Origin of the sequence: Actinoplanes sp. NPDC049598, from assembly GCF_040675435.1 — a bacterium.
Taxonomy (GTDB): Bacteria; Actinomycetota; Actinomycetes; order Mycobacteriales; family Micromonosporaceae; genus Actinoplanes.
This window is the reverse complement of sequence record NZ_JBFAOX010000006.1, coordinates 217,285-238,141: the sequence shown is the minus strand read 5'-3', so window position 1 is coordinate 238,141 and position 20,857 is coordinate 217,285. Positions and strand designations below refer to the sequence as shown.

Genomic DNA, 20,857 nt, shown 5'->3' with positions numbered 1-20,857 from the left:
CGCCGGTGCCGCCGCGCCTGGCGCGATCCGTCCCTCGATATCGCCCGGGATGAGCACGGTCTTCGATTTGGCGCCGGCTGCGCTGGGCGCGGTCTTCCGTTCGGTGCCTGCCGCGCTCGGCGTGAGAGGTGGTTCGGCGTCTGCCTGCCTGGGCAAGGTCAGCGCGCCTGCGACTAGCGTGAGCAGGGCTGTTGCTGCTCGGGTCTTCGTCCGATTCCGGTGCACTTGTCCCCCTGTGGTGCTGGTTCATCGGCCATGAGACACCCTGCCGTTCCTTGGTCGGCTCGTCCGGAAAAGCCGGTCTTATCCCCCGTCTACCGGGCCGAATTGTCCGAACAGGCCGTGGGTCACACCTGCTTTACAACCGAGGTGCTCTGGCCGATAGGGGTGGGCATGACCAATGCCCGCAGCCTCGGCCCCGCCGCCGCCCGCGTGCACCTCGCGGTCGGCGTACTGCTGCTGGTGGTCCTGGCCGTCGGGCCGGTCTGGGTCCAGGCCCCGGTGACCGCGCTGATCATGGTGCAGGGTCTGGTCGCGCTGCACCTCGGGCCCGGCCGCTACCTTCCGGCCGAGCAGCGCACGCCGTGGTGCCACATCCGCTACGCCGGCTACCTGTTCGTGATCGCCAGCGTGATCCGCGCGGCCGTGCCGAGCACGATGGCCACCCCGCCGACCACGATGGCGCTGATCCCCAACGCGTTCGTGGTGCCGGCCTACCTGTTCCTGGGCGCCGCCTTCGCCGGCATGCTGCGGCGACGGCGGGCGGCCGAGGACGACCCGGCCCGGATCGACGCCCTGCTCGTCGGGCTGGCCGGCGCGTTCCTGACCTGGACCTTCGTGATCGCGCCGGCGGTCGACGGGTCGGGCATGACGGTCGTGCGGGTGGTCGACGCGTTCTTCCCGATCGTCGACGTGGTCCTGCTGGTGCTGGTGGCCCAGCTCATGCTGGCCGGCGGGGCCCGCCAGCCGGCGCTGTGGCTGCTCGTGGTCGCCGCGACCGCGATGTTCGGGGCCGATCTGCTCTTCACGCTGCGCGACGCCGAGATGGTCACCGTGTCCCAGCACGTGATCGACCTGCTCTTCGCGGTCATGTTCGTGGCGCTGCCGGCGGCCGCGGTGCATCCGTCGATGCGTACGCTCACGCAGCCGCAGGCGATCGTCATCCGCGACCTCAGCCGGACCCGGCTCGTCGTGATCGCGTTCGTGATGGTCGTGCCGACCGTGGTGGCCACGATGATGCCGCTCGGCAGTGTCACCAACAACGTGGTCCGGGCGCTGTTGTGCGCGCTCGTCGTGCTGGCCGTGCTCGTGCGAGTGGTCCGCTCCAACAACTCCCGCGTACGGGCCGAGCTGGCCAACCGCCGCCGGGCCACCCACGATGCCCTGACCGACCTGCCCAACCGCGAGCTGCTGGCCGAGACCGTGGCGAGCTGGGCCGACCGGGCCGAGCAGGAGGGGCTGGAGATCAGCCTGCTCTTCCTCGACCTCGACCGGTTCAAGATGATCAACGACCACTGGGGGCACGAGGTCGGCGACGAGCTGCTGCTCGAGGTGGCCGGCCGGCTCAGCGCTCAGGTCCGTACGCAGGACATCGTGGCCCGCAACGGCGGCGACGAGTTCGTCATCGCCCTGGCCAGCCCGTCCCACCTGCGCCTGGCCGACTCGCTGGCCGAGCGCCTGCTGGTCGAGCTGGCCCGGCCGTTCAAGCTGTCGGTGGGCGAGGTGGTCATCTCGGCCTCGATCGGCGTGGCCAAGTCGCACGGCGGCGCCCACGCCCTGGAGCTGATCCGGGACGCCGACACCGCCATGTACAAGGCCAAGGGCTCGGGCCGCAACGCGGTGGCGTTGTTCGACACGTCGCTGCGCGAGCAGGTCCGCGACCGGGTCAAGCTCGAGCAGTCGCTGCGCGGTGCGGCCGAGCGGGGCGAGCTCGCCGTGCACTTCCAGCCCATCGTCGACGTGGCGACCGGCGAGCTGGACGGTTTCGAGGCGCTGATGCGCTGGCACTCGGCCGAGCACGGCCACGTCCGCCCGGACGAGTTCATCCCGATCGCCGAGGAGACCGGCATGATCGTGGAGATGGGCGCGTGGCTGCTCGGCGAGTCGGTCCGCCAGCTCCAGGCGTGGCAGGCCATGCGCCGCCCGGGTGACCGCCCGCTGCACGTCTCGGTCAACGTGGCGGTCCGCCAGCTCCGCGACGGCTCGCTGGTCAACATCGTCGACGACCTGCTGCGCGAGACCGGCATCGAGCCCTCCTGCCTCTGGCTCGAGATCACCGAGTCCGGCGTCATGGAGGACATCGAGACTGCCCTGCTCACGCTGAACGCGTTGCGCTCGCTGGGCGCGGTGCTGTGCATCGACGACTTCGGCACCGGCTACTCGTCACTGAGCTACCTGCACCGCCTCCCGGTCGGCATCGTGAAGATCGACCGAGCCTTCGTGAATCGCATCGGCGAGGACGGCGGCGACGAGCCGATCGTCCGGGCCGTGCTCGCCATGACCCACGCCATGGGCCACCGGGTCGTCGCCGAGGGCGTCGAGACCGAGGCTCAGCGCGACTGGCTGCACCGGCAGGGCTGCGATCTGATTCAGGGCTGGTACTACGGCAAGGCCGACCGCCCCGAGAACCTCACCCATTGGATCCGCCCGCAAGAGGTCACAGCACGACGTTGAGCAGGACCGTCAGCAGGATCGAGGCGAGGACCGAGAAGAGGATCATGCCGAGGCAGCCGAGCGGGCCGCCCAGAAACCTGACCTGCGTGTTTCCGATGCGCATGCGGGTGGACTACCCGCCTGCGTCTCAGCGATGCACGTCGTCGCCGGTCAAGGCCGCCAGCTCGGCCCGGGTCGGCGCGCCCTCGCAGTCGCCGGGGACGGAGACGGCGAAGGCGCCGGCGGCGATGGCGGTGGTCAGGCGGGTGGCGGCCGGGGCGCCGGCCAGCCGGTCGGCCAGGTAGCCGGCGACGAAGGCGTCGCCCGCGCCGACCGGGTCGACCACGGTCACCGGCAGGACCGGCAGCTCGTGGCGCTCGCCGTCGATCAGGGCCCGGCAGCCGCGGGCGCCGTCCTTGACGATCACCTCGGCCGGGCCCAGCTTGGCCAGGGCACCCAGCACGTCGTCGGGGCCGACGAACAGCTCGGCCTCCTCGGGCGAGGCGAAGACCACGTCGGCCCGGGAGACCAGGTCACGCAGCACCGGGGCGGCGTCGAAGCGGCTCCACAGCTTGGAGCGGTAGTTGACGTCGACCGACACCGGGACACCGGCCGCGCGGGCCGTCTCGACCGACTGGAAGACCGCGGCCCGGGCCGTCTCGCTCAGCGCGGGCGTGATGCCGGTGACGTGGAGGACGCCGGCCGCGGTGAGCTCGGCCGTGGGCACGTCGGCCGGGGACAGGCGGGAGCCGGCGCTGCCGGCCCGGTGATAGTCGACCTGGGCGAACTGGGCCGACCGCTTGTGCCGGACCATGAGGCCGGTGAACGACTCGTCGGTGACGGCCAGGGTCCGTACGCCCGCGGCCGTCAGACGCTCGGTGATCAGCGCGCCCGTCGCGTCCGGCCCGACCCGGCCCAGCCAGGTGGCCTCGCCGCCGAGCCGGGCCACGCCGACCGCCACATTGCTCTCGGCCCCGCCGATGCCGAAGGAGAAACTCTTGGCGTACGTCAACGGGCCGATGCCGTCGGCCGCGACCAGCCCCATGGTCTCGCCGAAGGTGAAGAGCCCGCTCATGAGCGGGCGAACGCGACCGCGCTCACCGCATGCCGGGCACGGGAGGCCAGCGCCCGCAGGTTGCCGCCGGTCGCGGCGTCGCCGACCAGCGGGGAGCCCACGCCGACCGCTTTGGCCCCGGCGAACAGCCAGTCCGCGATGTCCTCGATCTTGATGCCGCCGGTCGGCATGACCGGGATCTGCGGCAGCGGGCCGCGGACGTCGCGCAGGTAGGACGGTCCGAGGCCGGCCGCGGGGAACAGTTTCACCAGTTCGGCGCCGGCGCGGTAGGCCGCGTACATCTCCGTGGGGGTGCTGGTGCCCGGGTAGAACGGGACCTCGGAGCCGGCCACGAGCTCGGCGTCGATCACGGGGGAGACGAGGAACTCGGCGCCGGCCCCGACCGCCGCCTTCGCGTCGTCGGCGGTCAGCACGGTGCCGGCGCCGATCGCGACCGACGAGGGCAGCTGGCGCCGCAGGCCGGCGATGGCCTCGACGGCCCCGCGCGAGGTCAGCGTGACCTCCATGGCGGTGATGCCGGAATCGACCAGCACCTCGGCCACGGCGGAGAAGTAGTCGGCGGTGGGCGCGCGCAGGATCGCCACGATCCCGCTGCGGATGACGGCGGCGGTGGTCTCGCTCCTATCGGTCACGCCTGTAGATCCTGCCGGACATCGGCGGAACCCTCTAGGGGTGGCGTTTGTGGTTGGCGTCGCAGCAGTGATCGCGCGCGGCCGTTGAGCGACTCGTTCTCCGCCGGCGGGGTGGCCTCGATCCGCAGCTCCTCCCGGATCGCGGCCTCGAACTGCTGCATGACCAGCGGCACCTGGGTGAGCAGCTCCCGGAAGTGGGTCTGCGGCTGGACCCCGGAGACGGCGGCCGGGTTCATCTCGCCGTGCAATTGCTGCAAAAGGACGTGCACGGCCAGGGCGGCGCTGCGCACCGGCCCCGAGGCGAGCAGCCGCACCTGCATGAGGGCCGGGCCGACCTCGTCGACGTAGACCAGCGGCGACGCCGGCTTGGTGCCGGCGTCGTAGGCGGTGCGCAGCGCGTACGTGTCCCGCTCGAAGACGGCGAGCAGGGCGACGTAGGCCGCCTTGCGCTCCTCGTACCACCGGCGGGTACGCCGGCGGCGACTGCGCAGGTAGCTGCTGCGGGCGGTCACGAGCTGGACGGTGGCGGCTCCGGCCAGGGCGAACACGGCGGCGATGAGGGGCAGCCCCCACCACGGGATCTCAGACACGCGCTAACGGTATCGACGCCGCGCCCGGGCGGCGCGGCGCGCCCGGGGATCGTGACCGGGCGGCGACCAATGACCACCTATCCGGCCATCCGGGACAGCGCTGCGTCGATGGCCCGTGACGCTTCGTCGCGCTCTTGACTTCAACCTGCGTTGAGCTTGCAGAGTCGGTGCATGAGAGCCGTCGTCTTCGATCAGTTCGGTCCGCCGTCCGTGCTCCGGCTGGCCGAGCTCCCCGATCCGGTCGCGGGGCCGGGGCAGGTGCGGGTACGGGTCCGTGCGGCCGGGGTCCAGCCGTTCGACGTGGCGGTCCGGCTCGGGCGGATGCCCTGGGCCAAGGTCACGTTCCCGCAGACCATCGGGCAGGAGTACGCGGGTGTGGTCGACCAGGTCGGTGAGGGCGTCGAGGGCATCGCGGTGGGGGACGCCGTCCTCGGCTCCACGATGCTCAACGCCGTCGCGGATCACGTGGTCGTCCCCGCCGCCGACGTGGTGCCCAACCCGCTGGACTTCCCGACGGCGGCCGCGCTGGTGGCCGCCGCGCAGACCGCGAGCGGGTCGTTGCTGGAGCTGGGGGTCGCCGCCGGGGACGTCCTGCTGGTGCACGGCGCCTCGGGCAGCGTGGGCACCGTCGCCACCCAGCTCGCCCGCCTCGCCGGCGCCACCGTGATCGGCACCGCGAGCCCGGGCAACCATGCGTGGTTGCGCGAGATCGGCGCCGTACCCGTGGCGTACGGCCCCGGGCTGGTCGCGATTGTCCGAGCGCTCGGCCTGGAGCCGACCGTAGCGCTGGACACCGCCGGCGGCGAGACCCTGGCCCAGTCGGCGTCGCTCGGCATCCCGGTCGACCGGATCGGCACCATCGCCGACGACAAGGCCGCGGCTGACATCGGCGCTCGGGTGGTGCGGGCCGGGCGTGACCCTCGGCGCCTGGCCGCCGTCGTCGGCCTGGCCGCCGAGGGCAAGCTGACGATGCAGGTCCGCCCGTTCCCGCTCGCGGAGATCGCCGCCGCCCACGCCGCCGTCGAGTCGCGCCACAGCAACGGCAAGGTCGTGCTGATCCTCTAGAGGGCGTGGCGGTCGAGGAAGCGGCCGGAGGGGTGGCCGGGGCCCTCGGTGGCCAGGGCGACGACGGCGTCCGTGCCCTCGGTGACGGTCTGCGGGCCGGAGTGGCCGTTGAAGTCGGTGGCCGTGTAACCGGGGTCGGCGGCGTTGACGCGTACGTCCGGCAGGGCCTTGGCGTACTGGTTGGTCAGCATGGTCAGGGCGGCCTTCGAAGCGGTGTAGGCGGGCGCGATGACGTGCGACTCGGGGCGCGCCGGGTCGTTGGTGAGCTCCAGGGAGCCCATGCCACTGCTGACGTTGATGATGACCGGGTCGGCGGAGCGGCGCAGCAGGGGCAGGAAGGCCGTGGTCGTGCGGACGGCCCCGACCACGTTGACGTCGAGGACGTCGAGCGTGTCGGCCGCGGAGGGCACCCCCATCGGACCGTGGATGCCGGCGTTGTTGATCAGCACGTCGATGTGGCCCTCGTGCTGCTCGATGTCGGCGGCAGCGGCGGCGACCGAGGCGTCGTCGGTGACGTCGATCGGGACGAAGCGGGCGCCGAGGGCTTGGGCGGCCGCGGTGCCGAGGGCCGGGTTGCGGGCGCCGAGGATCACGGTGTGGCCGAGGGCGAGCAGGCGGCGGGCGGTTTCGTGGCCGAGGCCCTTGTTGGCGCCGGTGATGAAGGTGATCGTCATGCCGTTCATCGTTGGCCGCGGGCGGGGGAGCTGCCAGAGAAAGCCAGTACCACCCTCGGGGCGGCCGAGCGCGGAACAATCGGGGGCATGACGAGTCTCGGCACCACGATCCGGGCCTGGCGCGATCGGCTGTCACCGGCCGCGACCGGGCTGCCGGCCCGGCACGGGCGGCGGACGGCCGGGCTGCGGCGCGAGGAGCTGGCCGAGCTGGCCGGCGTGTCGGTCGACTACGTCGTGCGGCTCGAGCAGGGCCGCGCCAGCACGCCGTCCGCGCAGGTCACGGCCGCGCTGGCCCGGGCCCTGCAGCTCACGCCGGCCGAGCGCGACCACCTGTTCCGGCTGGCCGGTCTCACCCCGCCGGCCGACGACCGGATCGCCGATCACATTCCGCCCGGCGTGCAGCGGGTGGTGACCCGGCTCGGTGACGCGGCGGCCGCCGTCTTCGCCGCCGACTGGCAGCTGCTGTGGTGGAACAGGAGCTGGGCCGGGCTGCTCGGCGACCCGTCGGCCGCGCCGCCGGCCCGGCGCAACTTCGCCCGCGACAACTTCCCGGTCGACGGCGACGGCCCCGCCCTGTCCCGCTGGCCGGTCGCCACTCAGGATCCCCACGGCACCAGCGCCGCCATCGTCTCCGACCTGCGGCGGGCCACCGGCCGCTTCCCGGGCGACCGGCGCCTGGCCGCGCTCGTCCGCGAGCTGCGTGAGGGCAACGGGCGCTTCGCCGAGCTGTGGGCGGCCGGGGCGGTCGGCGCGCACCGGGAGGACCGCAAGGTGGTCGAGCATCCGTCGGTCGGGCCGATCACCGTCGACTGCGACACCCTGACCGACGGAGATGCCGAGCTGAAGATCGTCATCCTGACGGCCGAGCCCGGCAGCGAGGACGAGACGAAGCTGCGGCTGGCCGCGATCAGCCTCGAGCCCCTCAGCCTCGCGCCCCTCCGCCCCGAGCCTCGACCAGCAGGCTGAGGCCGTCGAGCAGCCGCGCCAGACCGAACTCGAAGACCAGGTCGAGCCCGAAGTCTAAGCCGTCCTCGGTGAGCTGCTGGAAGTGGCTCATGCCGTTGGTGTCCATGAGCTCGGACAGCGTCGTCTCCTGGGTCTCCATCCACTGCTCGTTGGTCAGGCCGGTCTCGCGGATCGCCTCCGCCTCGGGCTCCAGCGCGCTGGCCACCCCGCGCACGAAGGTGAACAGCACGATCTGCGCGTACATCCGCTCTTCGAGATTGAGCCCGGTGTCGTCGAAAGAGGCCAGGACCCATTCACTGAGCCGTACGCCGTTGGGCGCGAGCTGCGGCCGCGTGATCGACATCGAGGACCCGAGCCACGGATGGCGCTGGAAGACGAGCCACTCCTGTCGGGCGGCCAGCTCGAGGGCCGGCCGCCAGCCGCCGGGGTGGCGCCGCGGCAGCCGGATCTCGCCCAGCGCCTTGTCGATCATCGCGACCACCAGCTCGTCCCGGCTCGGCACGTAGCGGTAGAGCGACATGGTGGCCGCGCCGAGCTCGGTGGCGAGCCGGCGCATGGTCAACTCGGCCATGCCGTGCCGGTCGGCCACCTCGATGGCCGTGGCGACGATCCGGTCCCGGGTCAGCTCGTGCTCGTGGCGCGGCGCCGGCCCGGCGACGACGGTGCCCACACCGGGGCGGGCGACGGTCAGGCCCTCCTCGCGCAGCGCCGCGTGGGCTCGGGTCGCGGTGGCGATCGCGACGCCCCACTCCTGGGTGATGGCCCGGGCCGAGGGCACGCGGTCGCCCGGCCGCAGCTCTCCGGAGGTGATCCGGCGGCGCACTTCTTCCACGATCCGGCGGTACGGATGCACTAGTACACCTCCGGGTAATGCGGCCCGCCGTACTAGTACACGTTGCCGCCTCAGCGATCCGCTTCCTACGCTCTGGCTAGTACACAAACGTACACCGTACGCAGAGGGAGCGGGGACATGCGCGTACTCATCTCGGGCGCCGGCATCGCCGGGCCGGCCCTGGCGTTCTGGCTGCATCGAGCCGGGGCCGACGTCACCATCGTCGAGAAAGCGCCGGGGATGCGGCCGGGTGGCCACGCGGTCGACATCCGCGGCGTGGCCAAGGGCGTGGTCGACCGGATGGGCCTGACCGCGGCGATCCGGGCCGAACAGGTCGACGAACGCGGCATCGCGCTCGTCGACAAGCGCGGCCGGCGGCTGGCCGAGATGCCGGCCGACCTGTTCGGCGGCGAAGGCATCGTGGCCGAGATCGAGATCGCCCGCGGTGACCTCAGCCGCGTGCTCATCGAGGCGACGGCCACGATGGCCGACTACCGCTTCGGCGACCGGATCACCGCGCTGACCCCGGACGGGCGGGTGACGTTCCAGAGCGGCGGCACTTCGCAGTACGACGTGGTCGTGGGCGCGGACGGTGTCCACTCCGGGGTGCGGGCCCTGTCCTTCGGCCCGCAGGACCGGTTCGTACGGCCGCTCGGCTGCTACGGCGCGCTGTTCACCGTGCCGGACATGGGCGACCTCGACCACTGGGCGCACATGTACAACGCCCCCGGCGGCCGGGTCGTCCTGGTCCGGCCGACCCGCGACGGCCGGGCCATGGCCGGGCTGAATTTCGTGACCTCGAAGCGGTACGGGCGGCTGAGCCGGCCCGAACAGCTGGGCCTGATCGCCCGGAACCTGGCCGGTGCGGGCTGGAAGGTGCCGTCGCTGCTGGCCGCGATGCCGGACGCCGAGGACTTCTACTTCGACTCGGTCGACCAGGTGCACGTCGACCGGTGGTCCCGCGGCCGGACCGTCCTGCTCGGCGACGCCGGCTACTGCGGCTCGCCCCTGGCCGGGCTCGGCACCAGCATGAGCATCGTCGGCGCCTACGTGCTGGCCGGCGAGCTGGCCACCCGTCCGGACCCGGCGGCGGCGTTCGAGGCCTATCAGAGCGGAATGGCGTCGTATGTGAAGGAAGGCATGCAGTTGCCGCCGGGCGGGATCCACGCCTACGCGCCGAAAAGCCGCCTGATGATCCGCGCCCGCGCGGCGTCGATGCGCTCGATGTCCCGCTGGCCGATGAAACAGATGCTGGCCAAACAGTTCGGCAAGGCGGACGCGATCACGCTGAAGGATTACGACTTGGCAGCCCGGTGAACCCCGGGAGATTGCGCGGGGTGGAGCCGTCCGGGAGGAGTGCGCGGGTGCGGCCCCGGGCAGGCGTGCGGCCGGGGGACAGCGGCCGGGAGGCGCGCGGCAGCGACGGCTCCCCGCGAGGCGTGCGGCGGGGCCGCTCTGGAAGGTGTGCGGCGGGGCGGCGGGTCAGGCTCTGAAGGCGGCGTCGGTGATGAGGACGGCGGCGGCGAAGGCGGAACCGATGGCGGCCAGGGTGGGCAGCAGGCGGATCAGGGCGGCGCGGCGTTCGGTGGAAGTGCGGGCGAGGCCGATGACCAGCAGGAGGCCGATGATGACGGCGACGGCGCTCTCGGTCCAGTAGTGCAGGATGATCGCGTTGTAGAGGCCCTCGGCGATGAAGAGGGCGCTGGGGGTGGCCAGGGCCCATGGGCGCAGCCGGGTCGGGCCATGACGCCAGATCGCGGCGGCCAGGCCGAAGAGGGGGCCGGCGACCACGGCGATGGCGGCCCAGATGAGCGGGCCGCGCAGGGCGGTCGAGCTCAGGTCGTCGTGGAGAAAGATGGTGGCGGCCGCGTAGTAGCCGACGGTGGCGCCGGCCAGGGTCAGGAAACCGCCTAGCGCGGCCGCCCACCGGGTCAGGCTCAGGGCGGCCACGATCAGGAAGGCGATCGCCGACCAGGTGGCGCCGGAGTTGCTCAGCTGGGCGACGACGTCGGTGACGGCCTTGACCGCGGAGGACTCGGTGATGTGCCGGAAGACATAGCCGGGCAGGGCCTGGCCGCCCAGCGTCAGGACGCCGACCACGAGACCGGCGGCCGATGCTATGGCCAGACTCTTACCGAGAGATCGTGCGGGGACCGGCATTTGATCATCTTGGCCGACCACCGTGGGACGGTCAGGAGCGGGTGGCCTCGCGCTCCAGGCGCTTGCGTTCGCGCTGCTCGCGGGTGTAGCGCTTGCGGTTCTCGAGGTCGCGCTTCCACTGCTCACGGGCGCCCTCGTCGCAGCCTTGAACGGCGTTGCGGGTCTGAGCGGGGCCGATCATGGAGCGGAAGAACCAGTCGTCGAAGGTGTCGTGGAACCACTGCTTGACGCGGCCGCGGCCGTCAGCGTTCTTCGCCATGTCCTTCACGCCCTCCCAATCGTTGCCACGCCAACTATTTGTACACCAACTATCGGACCGGTGGCCAGCGGGCTGAGAGGGTCGAGTTGTGGTCACCGCCACACGTTCGGTGGTCGGCGGGTGAGGGGGTGAGCGGCGTGGCGCCGGGCGAAGGGAGAGGTGAGGGCGAGCGGCGGGGCGGAGGGTGAGGGGTGAGCTGGGCCACCGCCCCATGCGAAAGGCGCCGGGCGGCCGTGACCGCGACGGAGGACGCGCCGCAGGGGCGGGGCTGTGCTTCGCCGGGTGCCGCCTCATGCGGGCGGTGGAGCGTGGAGGCGTACCTACGGCAGTTGCCTCTTGAGAAACGCACGCTCGGTCTCGTTGTCGGTCAGGGTGAGGGCCTCCTCGTAGGCGGCGGTCGCCTCGGTGTGGCGGCCCAGGCGGCGGAGGAAATCCGCGCGGGCCGCCGACAAATACGGATATGTCGCTAATGAAGGATCGGCGAGTAGCGGGGTGAGGGCGGCCAAGCCGGCCGCGGGGCCGTCGCGGAAGCTGAGGGCGACGGCGCGGTTGAGGGCGACCACCGGGGAGCCGGGGCAGAGGCGCAGCAACACGTCGTAGAGGCCGGTGATCTCGGTCCAGTCGGTGGCGGCCCAGGTCGGGGCCTCGGCGTGGACGGCGGCGATGGCGGCCTCGACGGCGTAGCGGGTCGGCGGGTGCCGGCGCAGGGCGGCGGTGAGCAGGGCGGTGCCCTCGGCGATCTGCTGGCGGTCCCAGAGCGAGCGGTCCTGCTCGGGCAGGAGGAGCAGGCGGCCTTCGGCCGAGACCCGGCTGGCGGTACGCGCGTCCGTGATCAGCAGCAGGGCCAGCAGGGCGGCCACCGGGGCGGTGCGCGGCATCAGCAGATGCAGCGTGCGGGCGAGGTCGATGGCCGCGGTGACCAGGTCGTGGCGGATCAGCGACGGGCCGGCGGGCGCGGTGTGCCCGGTCGTGAAGAGCAGGTGGATCACATCGAGGACCGGGCCGAGCCGTTCGGCCAGCTGATCGTCGGCGGGCACCCGGTACGGGATGCGGGCGGTGGCGATCTTCTTCTTGGCCCGGGTGAGGCGGGCGGCCATGGTCGGCTCGGGCACGAGGAAGGCGCGGGCGATCTCGGCCGTGGACAGGCCGCAGACCAGGCGGGCGGTCAGCGCGACCTGCGCCTCCCGGGCGAGCGCCGGGTGGCAGCACGTGAAGATCAGCTGGAGGAGGTCGCTTTCTTGAGAAGAGTCGATGACCAGGAGCGGGAGGCGGCGGCGGAAGGCGGCCTCGCGGCGCAGCACGTCCAGGGCGCGGTGACGGGCGGCCTGGGTCAGCCACGCGCCGGGCCGTTCGGGGATGCCGCTGCGCGGCCAACTGCGCAGGGCCTGGGCGTACGCGTCCTGGGTGCACTCCTCGGCCAGGTCCAGATCCCGGGTCACCTGGGCGGTGGTGGCCAGGACCTGGGCCCAGTCGCGGCGGTGCGCCTCGTCGAGGGCGGCACCGATGTCGGTCACGGGTGCTCGATCACCGGCCGGATCTCGACGCCACCGTGCTCGGCGTGCACCTCGGGCAGCAGCGCCGTCAGGGCCAGCACCTCGTCCAGGTCGTTCGCCTCGACGAGATAAAAGCCGCCCAGGACCTCCTTGGTCTCCGGGTACGGCCCGTCGGTGGTGACGCCCGGGCCGCGCAGGGTGGTGGCCGAGGCCGGGAACTCCAGCTGCTCGCCGCCGACGACGCGGGGGCCGGCGGTGGTCCGAAACTCCTCGTGGGCCCGGTCGTGGTCCTTCCACTGCTCGGGAGTCATCGCCTCCCACTGGGCCGGGTCGCCGTAGATGAGCAAGGTGTACTTCGCCATGTCGGTTCCTCTCTTTGCCACCCCGACGAACCGCACCACCGCGAAATCGACAGTCTCACGAAACAGCCGCGTCCACGGTCAGGGTTCCGGCGTCCGCGTCCAGCTCGGCCATGGTGCCGATCGGCAGGTCGTCAAGGGCCAGACCCCCGAGCAGCGGTACGCCCAGAGCGCCGAGCCGGTCGTGCAGGACCTCCAGCATCCGGGGGCCGCCGTCGGTGAACCGGCCGACCGCCACGCCGCGCAGGCCGTCGAGCCGTCCCGCGTGGCGCAGCATGGTGAGCTGACGGTCGACGTGCGTGTGGTGCGGGCCGTGGCCCTCGAGCAGCAGGATCGCCCCGCTCAGGCTGGGCAGCATCCAGCCCGCGGCCGCGGCCACCTGGTCCTGGTCGCCGCCGAGGAGCACACCCTGGCAGCGGCCGGTGGTGGTCAGCTCGCCGGTCGGCGCCTTGGGATCGGCGGCGACGACCACAGGGTCGGTGCTGAACGCGCCGGCCGGATCGCCGCGCAGGCCGGCCAGGCCGGAACGCTCCCACAGGGCCAGGTGCACGATCGTGTGGCCGGCGCCGGCGATGAGCAGCTTCGGGTAGGCCGAGGCGGTGCCGAAGTCGAGCCGGTCGACGACGCGGTGGGCCCACTCGCCGCCGGGGGCGGCGACGATCGCCCGGACGCCGGGGTCGCGCAGCGCCCGGTTGACCGCCTCGATCTCGTCGGTCGTGTAGGCGCCGACGCTGACGCGCAGGCCGAGGCTCTCCAGCCGCGCCCTGATTCCTTCGTCCGGTTCGCCGCCGCCGAGCGCCACCACGCGCACCTCGTCGCCCGGCCGCAGCCTCGGCGGGCGGACGACATCGACCTCGTTGTATGCAAGCGCCACCTGGGCATTATCGCGCCTGCCGGGCCGTCCTCAGGGGCTCCGTTTGGCCGTATCGTTCCGCCTCGGGACGGGAACGTGCCTTACCGGCGGGCGGCCGGGCGCGAAAAATCAAGGCATGACGAACGCGCTTCTGGTGATCGACGTACAGGAATCGTTCCGGCAGCGGCCGCTGTGGGCGACGCTGAACAACCCTGCTCTGATCGACAACGTGCGGCGGCTGGTCGAGGCGGCGCGGGCGGCCGGCGACAAGGTCGTCTGGGTGCTGCACGCCGAGCCGGGCACGGGCGGGCTCTTCGACCCGGAGAACGGGCACGTCCGGGTGGTCGCCGAGCTGGTGCCGGCCAAGGACGAGGCGGTCGTGACCAAGACCTCGCACAACGCCTTCACCACGACCAACCTGCAGCAGCGGCTGACCGCGGCCGGGGTGACCTCGGTGGCGGTGACCGGGCTGCGTACCGAGCAGTGCGTGGAGACCACGGCCCGGGTCGCCTCCGACTTCGGCTACGAGGTCACCTACCTGACCGACGCCACGGGCACGTTCCCGATCCCGCACTGGACGGCGCCGGCCGACCAGACCGTCGAGGAGCTGCTGGCCGATCCGCGTACGCTGGCGGCGGCGGACGTGGTCGCCCGCACCGAGTACGCCCTGGCCGGCCGGTTCGCCACCGTGCGGACGGTCGACGACTACCTGGGGGAGTGACCAGATCGTGCAGCGCGTCGTCTTCGTCCTGACGCCGCGGCTGCACCTGCTCGATCTCGCCGGCCCGGCCCAGGTCTTCACCACCGCGCCCGGCTACTCGCTGTTCTACGTGGCCTCGGCGCCGTCGGTGCCGAGCTGGCAGGGCGTGCGGCTGTCGGCCGACGTCACATGGCCCGCCCTGACCCCGGACGACCTGGTGCTGGTGCCGGGCTGGCGGGACGGCTTCGACCCGCCCGGGCCCGACCTGCTGGCCCGGGTCGCCGCCCACCACCGGGCCGGCGGCACCGTGGCGAGCGTCTGCTCGGGCGCGTCGGCCCTCGGCCTGGCCGGGCTGCTCGACGGCCGGCGCTGCACCACCCACCACGACCTGCAGGAGACCCTGGCCCGGCGGCATCCGAAGGCCACGGTGGTGCGCGACGTCCTCTACGTCAGCGACGACCGCGTGGTGACCTCGGCCGGCATCGCCAGCGGGATCGACCTGGCCCTGCACCTGGTCGCCCAACGGCACGGGCCGGCGGTGGCGGCCCAGGTGGCCCGCGAGATGGTCGTCTACGCGCGCCGCAACGGCGACGAGCAGCAGGCCTCGGCCATGCTGCGGCACCGGGCCCACCTCAGCGACGTGGTGCACCGGGTCCAGGACCGGATCGACGGGTCGTTCACGTCCGCCCTGCCGCTCGCCTCGCTGGCCGCCGGGGCCGGGGTGAGCGAACGGACGCTGACCCGGCTGTTCGAGGCCGCGACCGGGCAGACGCCGCTGCGCTACCAGCAGCAGCTCCGGGTCGAGCGGGCCGAGTACCTGATCGGGCACGGCACGACGGTGGAGGCGGCGGCCCGGGCGGTGGGTTTCGGGGACGCCCGCATGTTGCGGCGCCTTCGTTCCCGTACGGCCTAGCCCTGTTCGGCCTTTGCTTTTCTCAGCGCGCCCTCGATGACGATGTCGATCGCGTAGTGGAAGCGCTGGTCGAAGTCACCGGAGACGATCGTGGCCGCGTGGGCGGTGATCAGCGGGAACTCGTCGGCCGGTAGCTGGGCGAAGTTGGCCGAGACCTGCCGCGCCAGCTCGGCCGGGTCGGCGGTACGCGTCTCGGCCTCGACCGCGGCGTGGGTGACCTGGGCGAACAGCGTGTCGGCGGTCCAGGCGGCGTCGCGCGGGCCGAGACCGCCGGCGAACAGGAGACCGAGCAGGTTCTCCTGCAGGCGCATGGACGCGTACGTGCGGGGTGGGTCGACCATCACCGCCGCGGTGATCCCGGGGTGGGCGACCAGCGCGTCACGGGTCCGCGTCAGCACCGCTTGCAACTGCTCGCGCCAGCGATCGGCCCTCGGCGGCTCCAGCTCGACGGTGGCGGCGACCCGGTCGAAGACGGCCTCGATCAGGGCCTCGCGGTTGGCGAAGTAGACGTAGAGCGAGCCGGCCCCGGTGTCGAGGGCGGCCGCGACCCGGCGCATCGACATCGCCTCCAGGCCCTCCGACCGCAGGATCCCGATCGCTGCGCCGACGATCGCCTCCTCGCTCAACGGCGCCTTCGCCGGGCGGTCCCGGGTCGATCGCGGGCTCATGCCTTGTCCCTCCGGCCGGTGACGGCAACCACCTTGACGCGGCCCAGCCTACACGTACAGTGTACGTAACGAACGGTGTTTGTTACGAACGGCGTTCGACCTGATGGGAGACGCGTATGACCCTCACCGACTACCGCAGCGTCCGCTGGACCGTGGCGATCGTCGTGCTCGCGGCCAACACCATGGACCTGCTCGACGCCACGATCGTCAACGTGGCCGGGCCGTCCATCCAGCGCGAGCTCGGCGGCAGCGCCAGCAGCATCCAGTGGCTCGGCGCGGCCTACACGCTGACCTTCGCGGTCCTGCTCATCGCGGGCGCCCGGCTCGGCGACATCTTCGGCCGCCGCCGGATGTTCCTGCTCGGCCTGGCCGGCTTCACCCTCTTCTCGGCCGCCTGCGCCCTGGGTCAGGACATGGGCATGCTCATCCTGTTCCGGGCGCTGCAGGGCGGCTTCGGCGCGCTGATGATCCCGCAGGGCTTCGGCATGCTGAAGGAGGTCTTCGACGACGAGGAGCTCGGCCAGGCCACCCGCCTGTTCGGCCCGGCCACCGGCCTGGCCATGCTCGGCGCGCCCATCCTGGCCGGCGTGCTCATCGACGCCGACTTCTGGGGCACCGGCTGGCGGATGGTCTTCCTGATCAACGTGCCCCTCGGGCTGATCGCGCTGCCGTTCGCGCTGCGCTCGCTGCCCCGCGGGATCAGCCACCCCGGTCTCAAACTCGACGTCGGCGGTATCTGGCTGATCGGCGCGGCCCTGGTCGCCGTGGTCTTCCCGCTCATCCAGGGCGAGGGCGCGGGCTGGCCGGCCTGGACGTTCGCCCTGCTCGCGGTGGGCGCCGTCCTGCTGTACGTGTTCGTCCGCTACGAGCGCCGCCGCCACACCAACGCGCTCATCGAGCCGTCCCTGTTCGCCAACCGCATGTACCTCAGCGGCGTCGCGGTCATGCTGGCCCTGTTCAGCGCCTTCGGCGGCCTGCTGCTCTGCGTCTCCCTCTACGGCCAGCTCGGCCAGGGCTGGTCACCCGTGCGGGCCGGGCTCTCCCTGACCCCCATGGTCATCGGCATGATCGGCGGCATGGTCGTCTCGGGCGCGCTGGTCAAGAAGCTCGGCCGCCACCTGCTGCACGTGGGCATCGCCGCCGTCGGGGCCGGGGCCGTCACCCTGGCCCTGCTCACCGGCGGCTCCATCTGGACCCTGGTCCCCGGCCTGCTGCTGATCGGCGTCGGTGTCGGCACGGTCCTCGGCCAGATCATCCAGTTCATCCTGGCCGCGGTCAGCATGAACGAGGTCGGCTCCGCCTCGGGCGTCATGGAGGCGGCCCAGCAGCTGGCCACCGCCCTCGGCATCGCCGTCCTCGGCACGGTCTTCCTGGCGGTGCTCAAGCACCACCCGGCCGCCGACGCCCTCCGGGTGACGTCCTGGGCGTGCCTGCTGCCGATCACGGTCGCCTTCCTGCTCGTGTTCCTGCTGCCCAAGCACGCCCGCGCCGAGAACGCCCACTAGGGGCGTTCGGTGCGGACGGGGTTGCCGCGGATCAGGTCGTCGTGGATCTGCCAGCGAGTGGTCTCGGCCGCGCGGGCGGTGGCCTGGTCGGTGCGCTGCAGGCGGTCGCGGAGCTGGCGCAGGGCGAGGCTGCGGTTGAGGGTGAACTGGCGCTCGGTGTCGACGACCACCACCAGGCCGGAGGGGCGATGGGTGGCGCGGACGGCGGTGCTCGCCTTGTTCCGGTGCTGGCCGCCGGGCCCGCCGGTGCGGACGCCCACGATGTCGACGTCCGACTCGGAGAACGGGGTCCGCTGGGTGTCGAGCTCGCACGGCTGCGCGATGACATACCAGTTCTTGCGGCTGGTGGAACGGAACGGACTGGGCGCCTGCCAGCACAGCGTCCCGGTCCAGCCGGCGGCGAACGTACCGGCGTCGTCACCCGACAGCCGGATCACCGCCGAGCGCAGGGTGCCCGCACGGTCGCCGGCCACGGACGAGACGTGCTCGCTGCGCACGCCGTGCCGTTTGGCGTCCGCCTCCAGCCGGGGCAGCAGACGCGCGACGGCCCAGGAGCACTCGATCGGTCCCCGCCCCGCGGAGAGCATCAGATGAACGGTCATGAGCGGCGCCGGGCGGCGGACTTGTAAGTGACGAGGGGAACCGTGACGGCGACCGGGGTGGCCAGGTGGTGCCCGGTCAGGTCGGCGATCACCTGCTCGATGCGCTTGTAGGCGGTGGGGGCCTCCTCGAACAGCAGCTGGCGGTCGCCGCAGACGACGACGGAGCCGAGCGGGGTGCGGCGGAGCTCCTCGACGGTGTGCTTGGCCTTGCCGCGGCGCAGGGCATCCGAGCGGGACATCTTGCGGCCCGCGCCGTGCGCCACCGAGAAGTTGGCCTCGGCCCCGGCGTGGGCGGCCACCAGATAGGACGGGGTGCCGCGGGTGCCGGCGATCAGCACCTCCCGGTCGTCACCGGCGGCGGCCCCCTTGCGGTGCAGGTAGGCGCCGTCGCGAACCTCGACCGAGTTGTGGCACTCGTCGACGATCGGCTCCTGCGGGGTCGCGCCCAGGGCGAGAGCAACCCGGGCCGCCATCAGCCGGCGGTTGAGCGAACCCCAGCGGACGGCGTCGTCGTGGTCGGCGAGATAGGCGGCCGGATCCTCGGCCGGGCCGGCGCCGTGGACCTCGGTGTGCGCGCGCAGGATGCGCTCACCGAGACCGCGCGACCCACTGTGGACGATGAGGACCAGGTCGCCGCGGTCAAGACCGGGGCGAGGCGACGGTACGGAATCCACGCGCGCCAGCTCGACGAAATGGTTCCCCCGGCCGACGGTGCCCAGGTGCTCGTCGTGGCCGGCCGGGATCTCCGACTCGACGTACGACCAGGCGGGGTCGTCGGGCCCGGGGGAGTAGTCGAGATCGGGAAACTTCAGGGCGAGTTTCTCGGGAACGGCCCGCTTGAGCCGGATCGGGAAGACGGCAATACCGCAGCCGATGTCCGAGCCGACCAGGAACGGGTAGAGAACGCTCGACAGCATGGCCGCGCCGATCGGCGCGCCCTTACCGGGATGCAGATCAGGCATGCCGGCCACGTGACGCATGCCTGGGAGGGCGGCCACCTGGTGACACTGGTCGAGCGCATCAGACTCGACCCAGCTCGACGGAGAAGCGAAAACAGCAACAGTTGCGGCCAAAACAAACGCTCTTTCGAAGACGACGACGAAGGGGACCGGAATGGACGGCCGCCTGCGGAATGCGCGGCCGGAGCGTCGGTGCTTCGTCAGTACGTCATGGGCTAACTGTTTCGTAGCGGGGCTGCGCTGACAAACGATTTTCCTCAGGAGCAGTCGAACCGGTAGCCGAACGGCCGCTCCGGGCACGCCCGGCACTCGAACAGGGAGATGCCGCCCGCGTCGCCCAGCATCAGCCCGGCCGGATTCTGCACGGCCCGCCACGGATGATCGTCCGGCGCGTCGAAGCCCCAGCCCGCCATCGCGGGACGGTCCTCCAGCGGAATCCACCGCCGGTCGTCGCCGCGGCTGAACTCCCAGCTGGCAACGGTGAGTAGATGGTCCCTCGTCCGGCCGCACCGGCACTCCGGCCACTCAGGCCCCTGCGTCCAGCCCGGATATCCGCCGACCTTGGTCCCCGGGACGACGCCCAGCTCGTCCTCGTACGGCCAGCCGGTCGCCTCCGGGAACGGCAGCTCGGGAACGTCCTCGGCCAGCAGCTGCAGCACCGGCACGAGCGGAACCCCGTCCTCACCCGGCGACCCGTCGAAGTGGTCGTACGCCCCCGGTCCGTCGCAGGCGGGCCACGCTTCGTCCACGGGCCACAGCAGCGGCCCACCCATCGAGCTCTGGCCGGCCGCCGGTTCCCCACGCCGCGGATGCAACCGAACCGCCGTCCGCGCGTACGGCGCCAGCTCGGGCATTTCGCCGGCAACGTCGAACGGGGCCGGCCCAGTAGTACGCACGGCGCACGATCCTACGGCGCGGTTCCTCTACGAACCGGCAGTGAGATGCCGTTCCGGGCCACCCTCGACGCACAGGACCGGATCGCCTTACTGTCCTTGGCCAGCCCGGGCTCCGGTGACTCCTGGGTGATCGGCCTGAGCGGATACGGAACGACGCCACCGCTGCTCGCACCGCCGGCCGACATCGTCAAGAAGCCCTCGGCGGGGGTGCTGACGATTCTCCGCGGCGTTACGGCGTCAGCGGGAATCAGTCAGTAGACGGAACGTCGGCGACGACGAAGCCGGTGGTCATCGAGGGGACCTGAGCGACCAGGTCGCCGGCCGGATCCAGGATGCTGGTCGGGCCCCAGCCGACGCGGTCGGGGTCGCGCTCGCCGGTGACGTCGGCGGAGATGATCCACAGGCCGGTTTCGCGGGCTCGCTGGGCGCGGATGGCGTTGTGGCGGTCCTTCCAGTGTTCGGCGGCGGGGCGGCGCATCATGTTCTGCGAGCAGACGAGCAGGACCTGCGCGCCCTGGGCGGCGACGGCCGCGGCGGCGGCCGGGAAGCGGGTGTCGTAGCAGATGTTGATGCCGAAGCGGACGCCGTCGAGGTCGAAGACCGGGTAGTCGCGGCCGGCGGTGAAGATCGCCTCGCCCGGGACCAGGTGGGTCTTGCGGTACGCGCCGAGCAGCCGGCCGTCGCGGACCACCACGGCCGTGTTGTGGAAGGACCGTTCGAGGACGCCGAAGACCAGCGTCGGCCGCAGCGGGGCCAGCCGGGCCAGCACGGCGGTGAACGACGGCGAGTCCAGGGCCAGCGCGTGCCGGCGTACATGCTCGTCGGTGACCAGATAGCCCTGCAGGAACCCCTCCGGGAAGAGCAGCAGGTCGGCGTCCGTGGCCGCGGCGAACTGCTTGATGCAGTCGAGTGCCGCCGGCACGTCGCCGAGGATCTCCGGGGTCTGGCAGGCCGCGATCCGCATCCGGCAAGTTTGTCCGGGCCGCCCTGGGAAAGGAAGCGGC

Annotated in this window: 22 protein-coding genes; 7 read left to right on the top strand and 15 right to left on the bottom strand. The window is 72.3% G+C overall.

Translation table 11 applies throughout. The annotated features are described in order from the left end of the window. Positions 1-393 precede the first annotated feature (393 nt). Positions 394-2,673: a bifunctional diguanylate cyclase/phosphodiesterase gene (locus AB0J66_RS16625; protein ID WP_364660715.1), complete on the top strand. Its 2,280-nt coding sequence runs from the start codon at positions 394-396 to the stop codon at positions 2,671-2,673. 127 nt (positions 2,674-2,800) lie between these two features. On the opposite strand, the gene AB0J66_RS16620 is transcribed toward AB0J66_RS16625, so the two are convergent. Genes AB0J66_RS16620 through AB0J66_RS16610 form a run of 3 tightly spaced genes read right to left on the bottom strand, consistent with a single transcriptional unit; the run spans position 2,801 to position 4,949 of the window. Beyond that, positions 2,801-3,727 carry a sugar kinase gene (locus tag AB0J66_RS16620; protein ID WP_364660712.1) on the bottom strand — a complete coding sequence of 309 codons (927 nt, stop codon included), beginning with the start codon at positions 3,725-3,727 and terminating at the stop codon, positions 2,801-2,803. After that, positions 3,724-4,359 carry a bifunctional 4-hydroxy-2-oxoglutarate aldolase/2-dehydro-3-deoxy-phosphogluconate aldolase gene (locus tag AB0J66_RS16615; RefSeq protein ID WP_364660709.1) on the bottom strand — a complete coding sequence of 212 codons (636 nt, stop codon included), beginning with the start codon at positions 4,357-4,359 and terminating at the stop codon, positions 3,724-3,726. The genes AB0J66_RS16620 and AB0J66_RS16615 overlap by 4 nt, the downstream gene beginning before the upstream one ends. After that, a complete protein-coding gene (locus AB0J66_RS16610; RefSeq protein WP_364660708.1) occupies positions 4,356-4,949 on the bottom strand; it encodes a hypothetical protein in 594 nt (197 codons plus the stop codon). The genes AB0J66_RS16615 and AB0J66_RS16610 overlap by 4 nt, the downstream gene beginning before the upstream one ends. A 171-nt stretch (positions 4,950-5,120) precedes the next feature. On the opposite strand from AB0J66_RS16610, the gene AB0J66_RS16605 reads away from it, so the two are divergent. Next, positions 5,121-6,014: an NADP-dependent oxidoreductase gene (locus tag AB0J66_RS16605; RefSeq protein ID WP_364660705.1), complete on the top strand. Its 894-nt coding sequence runs from the start codon at positions 5,121-5,123 to the stop codon at positions 6,012-6,014. Here AB0J66_RS16605 and AB0J66_RS16600 read toward each other — a convergent pair. Further along, positions 6,011-6,688, bottom strand: a complete 678-nt coding sequence (locus AB0J66_RS16600) for an SDR family NAD(P)-dependent oxidoreductase (RefSeq protein WP_364660702.1) — start codon at positions 6,686-6,688, stop codon at positions 6,011-6,013. The two genes, AB0J66_RS16605 and AB0J66_RS16600, sit on opposite strands and share 4 nt — an antisense overlap. Positions 6,689-6,775: 87 nt before the next feature. Between AB0J66_RS16600 and AB0J66_RS16595 the strand changes: the two genes are divergently transcribed. Continuing rightward, positions 6,776-7,654, top strand: a complete 879-nt coding sequence (locus AB0J66_RS16595; protein ID WP_364660699.1) for a helix-turn-helix transcriptional regulator — start codon at positions 6,776-6,778, stop codon at positions 7,652-7,654. Here the strand turns inward: AB0J66_RS16595 and AB0J66_RS16590 are convergent. Then, positions 7,611-8,507 (bottom strand): TetR/AcrR family transcriptional regulator C-terminal domain-containing protein, encoded by an 897-nt coding sequence (locus AB0J66_RS16590; RefSeq protein ID WP_364660697.1) that lies wholly within the window; start codon positions 8,505-8,507, stop codon positions 7,611-7,613. The two genes, AB0J66_RS16595 and AB0J66_RS16590, sit on opposite strands and share 44 nt — an antisense overlap. Before the next feature lie 117 nt (positions 8,508-8,624). On the opposite strand from AB0J66_RS16590, the gene AB0J66_RS16585 reads away from it, so the two are divergent. After that, a complete protein-coding gene (locus AB0J66_RS16585; RefSeq protein ID WP_364660694.1) occupies positions 8,625-9,803 on the top strand; it encodes an FAD-dependent monooxygenase in 1,179 nt (392 codons plus the stop codon). Positions 9,804-9,968: 165 nt separating this feature from the next. On the opposite strand, the gene AB0J66_RS16580 is transcribed toward AB0J66_RS16585, so the two are convergent. From AB0J66_RS16580 to AB0J66_RS16560, 5 genes are all read right to left on the bottom strand, one after another. Further along, on the bottom strand, positions 9,969-10,646 hold the full coding sequence (locus AB0J66_RS16580; protein WP_364660691.1) for a DUF6518 family protein: 678 nt from the start codon (positions 10,644-10,646) through the stop codon (positions 9,969-9,971). Positions 10,647-10,677: 31 nt separating this feature from the next. Beyond that, positions 10,678-10,905, bottom strand: coding sequence for a hypothetical protein (locus AB0J66_RS16575; RefSeq protein ID WP_364660688.1), 228 nt, complete (start codon positions 10,903-10,905; stop codon positions 10,678-10,680). Between the two features lie 320 nt (positions 10,906-11,225). Continuing rightward, entirely contained in the window at positions 11,226-12,419 is a 1,194-nt protein-coding gene (locus tag AB0J66_RS16570) for a DUF6596 domain-containing protein (protein ID WP_364660686.1), read from the bottom strand. Further along, positions 12,416-12,760 carry a YciI family protein gene (locus tag AB0J66_RS16565; protein ID WP_364660683.1) on the bottom strand — a complete coding sequence of 115 codons (345 nt, stop codon included), beginning with the start codon at positions 12,758-12,760 and terminating at the stop codon, positions 12,416-12,418. The genes AB0J66_RS16570 and AB0J66_RS16565 overlap by 4 nt, the downstream gene beginning before the upstream one ends. Positions 12,761-12,815: 55 nt before the next feature. Then, positions 12,816-13,631, bottom strand: coding sequence for an LD-carboxypeptidase (locus tag AB0J66_RS16560; protein WP_364660681.1), 816 nt, complete (start codon positions 13,629-13,631; stop codon positions 12,816-12,818). Positions 13,632-13,746: 115 nt separating this feature from the next. Here AB0J66_RS16560 and AB0J66_RS16555 point away from each other — a divergent pair, with 115 nt between their 5' ends. Then, positions 13,747-14,331, top strand: a complete 585-nt coding sequence (locus tag AB0J66_RS16555) for an isochorismatase family protein (protein WP_364660678.1) — start codon at positions 13,747-13,749, stop codon at positions 14,329-14,331. Positions 14,332-14,338: 7 nt separating this feature from the next. Then, a complete protein-coding gene (locus tag AB0J66_RS16550) occupies positions 14,339-15,223 on the top strand; it encodes an AraC family transcriptional regulator (protein ID WP_364660675.1) in 885 nt (294 codons plus the stop codon). Here AB0J66_RS16550 and AB0J66_RS16545 read toward each other — a convergent pair. Beyond that, positions 15,220-15,891, bottom strand: coding sequence for a TetR/AcrR family transcriptional regulator (locus AB0J66_RS16545; protein WP_364660672.1), 672 nt, complete (start codon positions 15,889-15,891; stop codon positions 15,220-15,222). The two genes, AB0J66_RS16550 and AB0J66_RS16545, sit on opposite strands and share 4 nt — an antisense overlap. Before the next feature lie 116 nt (positions 15,892-16,007). Here AB0J66_RS16545 and AB0J66_RS16540 point away from each other — a divergent pair, with 116 nt between their 5' ends. Beyond that, positions 16,008-17,396, top strand: coding sequence for an MFS transporter (locus AB0J66_RS16540; protein ID WP_364660670.1), 1,389 nt, complete (start codon positions 16,008-16,010; stop codon positions 17,394-17,396). On the opposite strand, the gene prfH is transcribed toward AB0J66_RS16540, so the two are convergent. The 4 genes from prfH to AB0J66_RS16520 all read right to left on the bottom strand — a co-directional run bounded on the left by prfH (position 17,393) and on the right by AB0J66_RS16520 (position 20,817). Beyond that, entirely contained in the window at positions 17,393-17,998 is a 606-nt protein-coding gene (gene prfH / locus AB0J66_RS16535) for a peptide chain release factor H (protein WP_364660667.1), read from the bottom strand. The genes AB0J66_RS16540 and prfH overlap by 4 nt on opposite strands. Further along, the gene (locus AB0J66_RS16530) at positions 17,995-19,113 is read right to left on the bottom strand and encodes an RNA ligase RtcB family protein (protein WP_364661196.1); all 1,119 of its coding nucleotides are present in this window, start codon (positions 19,111-19,113) and stop codon (positions 17,995-17,997) included. The genes prfH and AB0J66_RS16530 overlap by 4 nt, the downstream gene beginning before the upstream one ends. Positions 19,114-19,214: 101 nt before the next feature. Then, positions 19,215-19,853, bottom strand: a complete 639-nt coding sequence (locus AB0J66_RS16525) for a hypothetical protein (protein ID WP_364660665.1) — start codon at positions 19,851-19,853, stop codon at positions 19,215-19,217. A 247-nt stretch (positions 19,854-20,100) separates the two neighbouring features. Next, positions 20,101-20,817 (bottom strand): carbon-nitrogen hydrolase family protein, encoded by a 717-nt coding sequence (locus AB0J66_RS16520; protein ID WP_364660662.1) that lies wholly within the window; start codon positions 20,815-20,817, stop codon positions 20,101-20,103. Positions 20,818-20,857 lie beyond the last annotated feature (40 nt).